This window comes from Sandarakinorhabdus rubra, from assembly GCF_010994245.1.
GTDB lineage: Bacteria > Pseudomonadota > Alphaproteobacteria > Sphingomonadales > Sphingomonadaceae > Sandarakinorhabdus > Sandarakinorhabdus rubra.
Window position 1 is genome coordinate 1 of the sequence record NZ_WMHO01000133.1, and the last position, 7465, is coordinate 7465.

The following is a 7465-nucleotide window of genomic DNA, read 5'->3' on the forward strand; positions in this document are numbered from 1 at the left end:
GCGGCGGCAGTGCGGATGGCACTGGCCTTCTGTTCGGTGGGCGCGGCGGCCAGCGCCGGCAGGGCAGCCCGCGCCGCGCGGGCCATGTCGGTGATCATTGTCATATCAGCACCAGATGATCGGCATGAACGAGGGCAGCGCGGGGGGCATAGCCCAGCACTGCGGCTTGCGCTTCGTTGCGCAGGCCCATGATGGCGCGGGCATCATCGGCATCATAACCGGCCAGCCCGCGGCCCAGCAATTCCCCGGCCGGGCCGTGGATGGCGACCACGTCGCCGCGCTTGAAGCGGCCCTCCACCGCCCGCACACCAGCCGCCAGCAGCGAGGCGCCGCGCTTCAGGGCCGCCGCCGCGCCGGCGTCTACCGTCAACGTGCCATTGACAGTCAGCCGCCCCGCCAGCCAGGCCTTGCGGCCCTTGGCGGCGCGCGGCGGCAGGAACAACGTGCCGCCGCCGGCATTGGCGAAGTGCGACAACGGCCGCTCCACCCGCCCGTCGCAGATGGCCAGCGCAATGCCCGCCGCGCCGGCCATGCGCGCCGCCAGCAGCTTGGCCGCCATGCCGCCCGATCCCATGCCGGAGCGCGTTTCACCGGTGGCCATCGCCATCACCTCGGGCGTCAGCGCCTCCACCACCGGCAGTCGCCGGGCGGTGGGATCGCTGGCCGGATTGGCGGTGTAGAGGCCATCGACGTCCGAGAGCAGGATGACGCCACTGGCGCCGGCCGCCTGCGCTGCGCGCGCCGCCAGCCGATCATTGTCGCCAAAGCGGATCTCGGCAGTGGCCACCGTGTCATTCTCGTTCAGCACCGGCACCGCCTTCAGGTCGAGCAGGCGGGCGATGGTGGCCGCGACGTTGAGATAGCGCCGCCGGTCTTCAAGGTCGCCCAGGGTGAGCAGCAGCTGGGCGGCGGTCAGCCCGGCCTGGCCCAGCAACTGTTCCCACACGCCGGCCAATGCCACCTGGCCCACGGCGGCGGCGGCCTGCGCGTCCTCCAGGCTGGCGCGGCCGCCCTTTTCCAGCCCGAGCCGGCGGGCGCCCAGCGCGATGGCACCGGACGAGACGATGACAATCTCCTGCCCCGCAGCGCGGCGCTCGGCGAGATCGGCGACGACACCAGCCAGCCAGCCGGTGCGCACCGCCCCAGCGGCATCGACCAGCAGCGACGAGCCGATCTTCACCACCAGCCGCGGACAGACGCCCGGATCGAAGGCAGCAGCCGGGATCACAGGGTTCAGAGCGGCGACCATGCACTGTCCCCGCGGTTGCCGGCGGTCTTCATGGCCTGGGCGCGGCCGGCGATCTCCATCAGCTTGTCGAGCACGGGATCGATACCGGCCCGGGTCGCGGCGCTGATGGTGTGAACCTGCTGCCCGCTGGCCTGTTCCAGCGCGCGCTTCTTGGCCGCCAGCGCCTGCGGGCTGACGAGGTCGCACTTCGACAGTGCGAGGATTTCCGGCTTGGCATCAAGCCCACCGCCATAGGCCGACAGTTCATCGCGCACCGTGCGCCAGATCTCCACCGGGCCGGTCTGGCTGGCGTCGACGAGGTGCAGCAGCACGCGGCAGCGTTCGATGTGGCCGAGGAACCGGTCCCCGATGCCGACGCCTTCGGCGGCGCCCGCGATGAGGCCGGGGATATCGGCCATCACCAGTTCCTGGCCCTTGTGGGCAACGACGCCGAGCTGCGGCTTCAGCGTGGTGAAGGCATAGTTGCCGACCTTCGCCTTGGTGTTGGACACCGCGTTGATGAAGCTGGACTTGCCGGCATTCGGTTGCCCCACCAAGCCCACATCGGCGAGCAGCTTGAGGCGCAGCCACACCCACATCTCGCGGCCGGGAAAGCCGGGCTGGAACTGGCGCGGCGCCCGGTTGGTGCTGGACTTGTAATGGTCGTTGCCCTTGCCGCCGTCGCCACCCTTCAACAGGATGGCGCGCTGGCCCACCCGCGTCATGTCGACGATCAGCGTGCGATCTTCGTCATCGGCCAGGATCTGGGTGCCCACCGGCACCTTGATCAGCAGGTCCTCGCCGCCCGGGCCGCTGCGGTTGCGGCCCATTCCGTGGGCGCCGCGCCTGGCCTTGAAATGCTGCGCATAGCGAAAGTCGATCAGCGTGTTGAGGCCGTCGACACATTCGAAGATGATGTCGCCACCCTTGCCGCCGTCGCCGCCGTCGGGTCCGCCGAACTCCACATATTTCTCGCGCCGGAACGACACCGCGCCGTCGCCGCCGGCGCCGGACGCGATGAAGATCTTGGCCTGGTCGAGAAACTGCATGATGGGACCTTGAAACAAAAAGGGGAGCCGGTCGCCCAGCTCCCCTTTTCAAAACGCGGGTGTGGAGCCGGGCTTATTCAGCCGCCAGCGGTTCCACGACCGGATCGACGGAGACATACTTGCGACCCAGCTTGCCGGTGTGGAACACCACCTTGCCGGTGGCCAGCGCATAAAGCGTGTGATCCTTGCCGATGCCGACATTGCGGCCGGCGTGCGTGGGGGTGCCACGCTGACGGACGATGATGGTGCCGGCGTTCACGGCCTGGCCGCCGAAGCGCTTCACGCCAAGCCGCTTGCTTTCCGAATCGCGCCCGTTCTTCGACGAGCCGCCTGCCTTCTTGTGAGCCATGGTGGGATATCCTTCTCAGGCGACCGGTGCGTCAGGCAACCGAGGTGATCTTGAGCACCGTCAGCTGCTGGCGGTGGCCGTTCTTGCGGCGATAATTGTGGCGACGGCGCTTCTTGAACACGACCACCTTGTCGCCCTTGGTCTGGGCGACGATCTCGGCGGTCACGCTGCCGCCGGTCTTCACGGCGGCGCCTTCGCCGGTCATCAGCGTTTCCAGGGTGACGGCGCTGCCGGCATCCCCTTCGATCTTTTCGACGATGATCTTGTCACCGTCTGCGACCCGGTATTGCTTGCCGCCGGTGCGCACCACTGCGAACATGACTTGGAGCCTTGAATTGAGGTTTCAAATGGTCACGGGCCAGAATCAGGCGATCCCGGCCCACGCGAAGGCGGGCCACTACTGGATGCCCCCCATGCTGTCAACGGCCATGCCCGTCGCGGTCAGCATCCCCTGAGGGCATCATCTTGCCGCGACGGCGCCATTTGCATGGCCGGCGGGACTGTTGCACAAACCTTGCGTGACCCGCCGCCGCATCCTGCTGCTCATCGCCGTGTTCATCGCTGCCGGGACCGCGGCCCTGCAATTCTATGATCCGCCGATTGCGCCGCAGGCGGCCGCGGCGCTGGCCGATCGGCTGGCGCGCGAATATCGCCAGCGCAGCGGCCAGCCTGGCGCCCTGTTCCAGGCGCGCGAGGGTCAGCAATGGGCAGACGGCTGGGAGTTCCGCTGGCGCTATCGCCCCTGCCCGGAATATGCCTCGCTGCGGGTGTGGATCAGCCGCAACGGCCGCCGGGCGCACTATGCCGAACTGCCGGACTGTGCGCCCGATGCCGGGCTGGCCGAGCCGCGCCCCGTTTAGGGCGCCGGCTCCGACCGACGGATCAGACCGGCGAGATGTGGCCGTGGCCGATCATGCCATAGAGCATCGGGAACGACAGCACGAAGTTGGTGCGGCTGAAGATCATCGCGGTCTTGGCCGCCTTGGCCTTGGCATCGGCATCAGCCTCGACAATGCCCAGCGCGATCTTCTGGTTCGGCCAGATCAGGAACCACACGTTGAAGGCCATGATGATGCCCAGCCACATGCCCATGCCGATCACCCGGTAGCCTTCGGCAAAGGTGAGCGCTTCGACCAGGTAACCGCCGGCCAGCCCGAGGCCGGCGATCAGCGTGAGCAGCGAGCCGTGGCGGAAATAGAGCAGGGCCTTGGGGGCGATATACTTGGTGACGCCCGGCTTCAGCTCGGCCGGCACCGCCGGCATGGTGGGGATCTGCACGAAGTTGAAATAATAGAGCAGGCCGATCCACAGGATGCCGGCCCACACATGCACCACCCGCAGGAAGCCCTGGGTCCAGGCGCCGGCGTCGCTGCCGATGAAGCCGCCATGGAAGCCGACGATGGCCAGCACCAGCAGCGCCAGGCCGATGAGAAGCGCATTGGAAAGTTTGCCGAGAACCGCAGCCATGGTGAAATGCCCCGAAGTTGAATGACCCTGCCGCCTATAGGGGAGCAAGGCAGTCTTGTTAAGGCCCGCGCGGGACGACTCTCGCTTCTGGGGCGCCGCGCCGCACCCTTTTTCCTTGCTGCCGTTCCGTGACCGGCGTATATGCGCCGCATTCCTGCATGGCTGATGGTTTGCAGGCTGCGAGGCTCCGCCCCGCGGCGCCAGACCCGCTTGGCCGGCGGACCCGTGTTGCAACGGACGATCTTGAGGACCCGGCTTGACCGCGACTGATCTTGATGCCCGCCTGGATGCCATCATTGCCCCCGTGGTGGCGGCGATGGGGCTTGACCTGGTGCGCGTCCGCCTGAACGGCCAGCCCGGCAGCCTGACGCTGCAGGTGATGGCCGAGGATCCGGAAACCGGCCAGTTGACGCTGGACCAGTGCGCGGCGCTGTCGCGAGCGCTTGACCAGCCGCTGGATGAGGCCGATCCGATTGCGAGCGAATATGCGCTGGAAGTGTCCTCGCCCGGCATCGACCGGCCCTTGACCCGCCCCGCCGACTGGCAGCGCTGGACCGGGCACGAGGTGCGGCTGTCACTGGAGCCCAAGGTGGACGGCCGCGCGCGGGTGCACGGCGACATCGCCGGCCTTGATGGCGCCGATGCCCTGGTGACGGGCCGCGACGGCCAGACGCTGCGCCTGCCGCTGGCCAGCATCAAGGGCGCCAAGCTGGTGCTGACTGACCGGCTGATCGCCGCCTCGCGGCCACTGGATGCCAGCGGCGCCGACGAGATCATCGAGACGGGCGCTACAGCCCACAACGACAACGAAACCCCTGATTCCGACATTGCGGAGGACTGACATGGCAACCGCCCTCACTGCCAACCGTGCCGAGCTGCTGGCCATCGCCGATGCCGTGGCACGCGAGAAGTCGATCGATCGCGGCATCGTGATCGAGGCGATGGAAGACGCCATCCAGCGTGCCGCCCGCGCCCGCTATGGCGCGGAGAACGACATCCGCGCCAAGATCGACCCCAAGTCCGGCGAGACGCGGCTGTGGCGAGTGCTGGAAGTGGTTGAGGAGCCGGAGGATTTCTTCAAGCAGATCAGCCTGAAGGACGCGCTGAAGAAGGACAAGGCGGCCGAACTGGGCAGCTTTGTCGTCGATCCGCTGCCTCCGGTTGAATTCGGGCGCATCGCCGCCCAGGGCGCCAAGCAGGTGATCGTCCAGAAGGTGCGCGATGCCGAACGCGAGCGCCAGTTCGAGGAGTTCAAGGACCGCCAGGGCGAGATCATCACCGGCGTCGTCAAGCGTGCCGAGTTCGGGCACGTGGTGGTCGATCTGGGCAAAGCCGAAGGCGTCATCCGCCGCGACCAGCAGATCCCGCGCGAGGTGCTGAAGCCCGGTGACCGGGTGCGCAGCCTGATCCTGTCCGTGCGCCGCGAGCCGCGCGGGCCCCAGATCTTCCTGTCCCGCGCCCATGGCGACTACATGAAGAAGCTGTTCGCCCAGGAAGTTCCGGAAATCTATGACGGCATCATCGAGATCAAGGCCGTCGCCCGCGATCCGGGCAGCCGCGCCAAGATCGGCGTGATCAGCAATGATTCGAGCATCGACCCCGTTGGCGCCTGCGTCGGCATGAAGGGCAGCCGCGTGCAGGCGGTGGTGCAGGAGCTGCAGGGCGAGAAGATCGATATCATCCCCTGGTCGCCCGACACCGCCACCTTCGTGGTCAACGCGCTGCAGCCGGCGGAAGTCAGCAAGGTTGTGCTGGACGAGGAAGACGGCCGCATCGACGTGGTGGTGCCCGATGACCAGCTGTCCCTCGCTATCGGCCGTCGCGGCCAGAACGTGCGTCTGGCCTCGGCGCTGACCGGGAAGCAGATCGACATCATGACGGAGGCCGACGAGAGCGAGCGCCGCCAGAAGGAATTCGTCGAGAAGTCCGAGCTGTTCCAGAACGAACTGGATGTCGATGAAACCCTGGCCCAGCTGCTGGTGGCCGAAGGCTTCTCCGAGCTGGAAGAGGTCGCCTACGTCGAGCTGGCCGAACTGGCCAGCATCGAGGGCTTCGACGATGATCTCGCCACCGAGCTGCAGAACCGCGCCATCGAGGCGCTGGAGCGCCGCGAGGCCGCCGCCCGCGAGGAGCGCCGGGCGCTGGGCGTCGAGGATGATGTCGCCGCCATCGAGGGCCTGACCGAGGCCATGCTGGTGGTGCTGGGCAAGAAGGGCATCAAGACTCTGGATGACCTGGGCGATCTCGCCACCGACGAGCTGGTGGGCCGCGGCGGCATCCTGAAGGACTTCGGCCTGTCGGATGATGATGGCAACCGCATCATCATGGCGGCGCGTGCGCATTGGTTCGCAGAAGAAACGCCTGCGGCTTCGGGGTTCGCTGATGAGGAGGACGCATCAGCGGATGGAGCACAATGATCGCCTGAAGCCGGCAGCACCGGACAACCGGAAGGAGAGCCCCAAAGCGAGCGCCGGGGAAAGCCAGCGCCGCTGCCTCCTGACCGGCGAAGCCATGCCCCGCACCGGCCTGATCCGGCTGGCGCTGGCGCCCGATGGCGGCATCGTGCCCGACCTGGCCGGCAAGCTGCCCGGCCGCGGCGGCTGGATCAGCGCCGATCGTGCCCTGTTCGAGACGGTGGCGGCGCGAAAGCGGCTGCAGGGCGCGCTGGCGCGGGCCTTGAAGAGCAATGCGATCCGCCTCGCCGATGATCTGGCCGATCGCATCGAAGCGGCGCTGACGCAGCGGCTGCTGGGCCGGCTGGGGTTGGAAAACCGCGCCGGCAACCTCATCTTCGGGGCAGACCGGGTGCGTGAGCAGCTTAGCAGGGGCAAGGTGCGGATGCTGCTGCATGCCGGCGATGCCCGGCCCGACGGCGCCGACCGGATGGACGGCATGGCCCGCGCGGTGGGGGAGAGCCTGGACGCGGCCATCGCCCACCAGCGCCTGCCGTTCGGGCGCGATGCGCTGTCGGCGGCGCTGGGGCGGGACAATGTGGTGCACATCGGCGTGACCGATGCCGGGGCGGCGACGCGCATCGCGGCCGATCTGGCGCGGCTGGCCGGGTTTGCCCAGGCTGGCCTTGCGCTGGCTGAGACGAATTTAACCGGGCCGGGGGCTGCAACAGTTGTTGCCCCGGCGGCCAGCGAGAGGCATTAGGCGCTGCAATGAGTGACGACAACAAACCCAAGCTTGGCATGCGTGCCCCCCTCGGCCTGAACAAGTCGGTGGAGGTGGGCAAGGTCAAGCAGACCTTCAGCCATGGCCGCTCCAAGCAGGTCGTGGTGGAGGTGAAGCGCGCCCGCGTGCTGCACCGGCCCGGCGAGGCACCGGCTGCACCGCCGCCAGCGCCTGCCCCCACGCCTGCTGCGGCCC

Annotated in this window: 10 protein-coding genes; 5 read left to right on the forward strand and 5 right to left on the reverse strand. The window is 68.1% G+C overall.

Going from position 1 to position 7465, the window contains the following annotated elements:
* Positions 1–100: 100 nt before the first annotated feature.
* From proB to rplU, 4 genes are all read right to left on the reverse strand, one after another.
* Entirely contained in the window at positions 101–1249 is a 1149-nt protein-coding gene (proB, locus tag GJV64_RS09170; RefSeq protein WP_164156951.1) for a glutamate 5-kinase, read from the reverse strand.
* Positions 1234–2277: a GTPase ObgE gene (obgE, locus tag GJV64_RS09175; protein WP_164156952.1), complete on the reverse strand. Its 1044-nt coding sequence runs from the start codon at positions 2275–2277 to the stop codon at positions 1234–1236. Before obgE ends, proB begins: the two co-directional genes overlap by 16 nt.
* 73 nt (positions 2278–2350) lie before the next feature.
* A complete protein-coding gene (gene rpmA / locus GJV64_RS09180; RefSeq protein ID WP_164156953.1) occupies positions 2351–2626 on the reverse strand; it encodes a 50S ribosomal protein L27 in 276 nt (91 codons plus the stop codon).
* A 31-nt stretch (positions 2627–2657) separates the two neighbouring features.
* Positions 2658–2945, reverse strand: a complete 288-nt coding sequence (gene rplU, locus GJV64_RS09185; RefSeq protein WP_164156954.1) for a 50S ribosomal protein L21 — start codon at positions 2943–2945, stop codon at positions 2658–2660.
* A gap of 199 nt (positions 2946–3144) precedes the next feature.
* Here rplU and GJV64_RS09190 point away from each other — a divergent pair, with 199 nt between their 5' ends.
* Positions 3145–3486: a hypothetical protein gene (locus GJV64_RS09190; RefSeq protein WP_164156955.1), complete on the forward strand. Its 342-nt coding sequence runs from the start codon at positions 3145–3147 to the stop codon at positions 3484–3486.
* Between the two features lie 22 nt (positions 3487–3508).
* On the opposite strand, the gene GJV64_RS09195 is transcribed toward GJV64_RS09190, so the two are convergent.
* On the reverse strand, positions 3509–4093 hold the full coding sequence (locus GJV64_RS09195; RefSeq protein WP_164156956.1) for a urate hydroxylase PuuD: 585 nt from the start codon (positions 4091–4093) through the stop codon (positions 3509–3511).
* A gap of 256 nt (positions 4094–4349) precedes the next feature.
* On the opposite strand from GJV64_RS09195, the gene GJV64_RS09200 reads away from it, so the two are divergent.
* From GJV64_RS09200 to GJV64_RS09215, 4 genes are all read left to right on the forward strand, one after another.
* Positions 4350–4934, forward strand: a complete 585-nt coding sequence (locus GJV64_RS09200; protein WP_164156957.1) for an LSm family protein — start codon at positions 4350–4352, stop codon at positions 4932–4934.
* 1 nt (position 4935) lies between these two features.
* Positions 4936–6510, forward strand: a complete 1575-nt coding sequence (nusA, locus tag GJV64_RS09205) for a transcription termination factor NusA (RefSeq protein ID WP_164156958.1) — start codon at positions 4936–4938, stop codon at positions 6508–6510.
* Entirely contained in the window at positions 6497–7249 is a 753-nt protein-coding gene (locus GJV64_RS09210; protein ID WP_164156959.1) for a DUF448 domain-containing protein, read from the forward strand. Before nusA ends, GJV64_RS09210 begins: the two co-directional genes overlap by 14 nt.
* 8 nt (positions 7250–7257) lie before the next feature.
* Positions 7258–7465 (forward strand): translation initiation factor IF-2 associated domain-containing protein (locus GJV64_RS09215; RefSeq protein ID WP_164156960.1); only part of this gene is annotated, 208 nt, incomplete at its 3' end.

Bases quoted from the DNA above. Each gene is read 5' to 3' on its own strand.
- proB (WP_164156951.1), bottom strand. From the start codon at position 1,249: ATGGTCGCCGCTCTGAACCCTGTGATCCCGGCTGCTGCCTTCGATCCG.
- obgE (WP_164156952.1), bottom strand. From the start codon at position 2,277: ATGCAGTTTCTCGACCAGGCCAAGATCTTCATCGCGTCCGGCGCCGGC.
- rpmA (WP_164156953.1), bottom strand. From the start codon at position 2,626: ATGGCTCACAAGAAGGCAGGCGGCTCGTCGAAGAACGGGCGCGATTCG.
- rplU (WP_164156954.1), bottom strand. From the start codon at position 2,945: ATGTTCGCAGTGGTGCGCACCGGCGGCAAGCAATACCGGGTCGCAGAC.
- GJV64_RS09195 (WP_164156956.1), bottom strand. From the start codon at position 4,093: ATGGCTGCGGTTCTCGGCAAACTTTCCAATGCGCTTCTCATCGGCCTG.
- nusA (WP_164156958.1), top strand. From the start codon at position 4,936: ATGGCAACCGCCCTCACTGCCAACCGTGCCGAGCTGCTGGCCATCGCC.
- GJV64_RS09210 (WP_164156959.1), top strand. From the start codon at position 6,497: ATGGAGCACAATGATCGCCTGAAGCCGGCAGCACCGGACAACCGGAAG.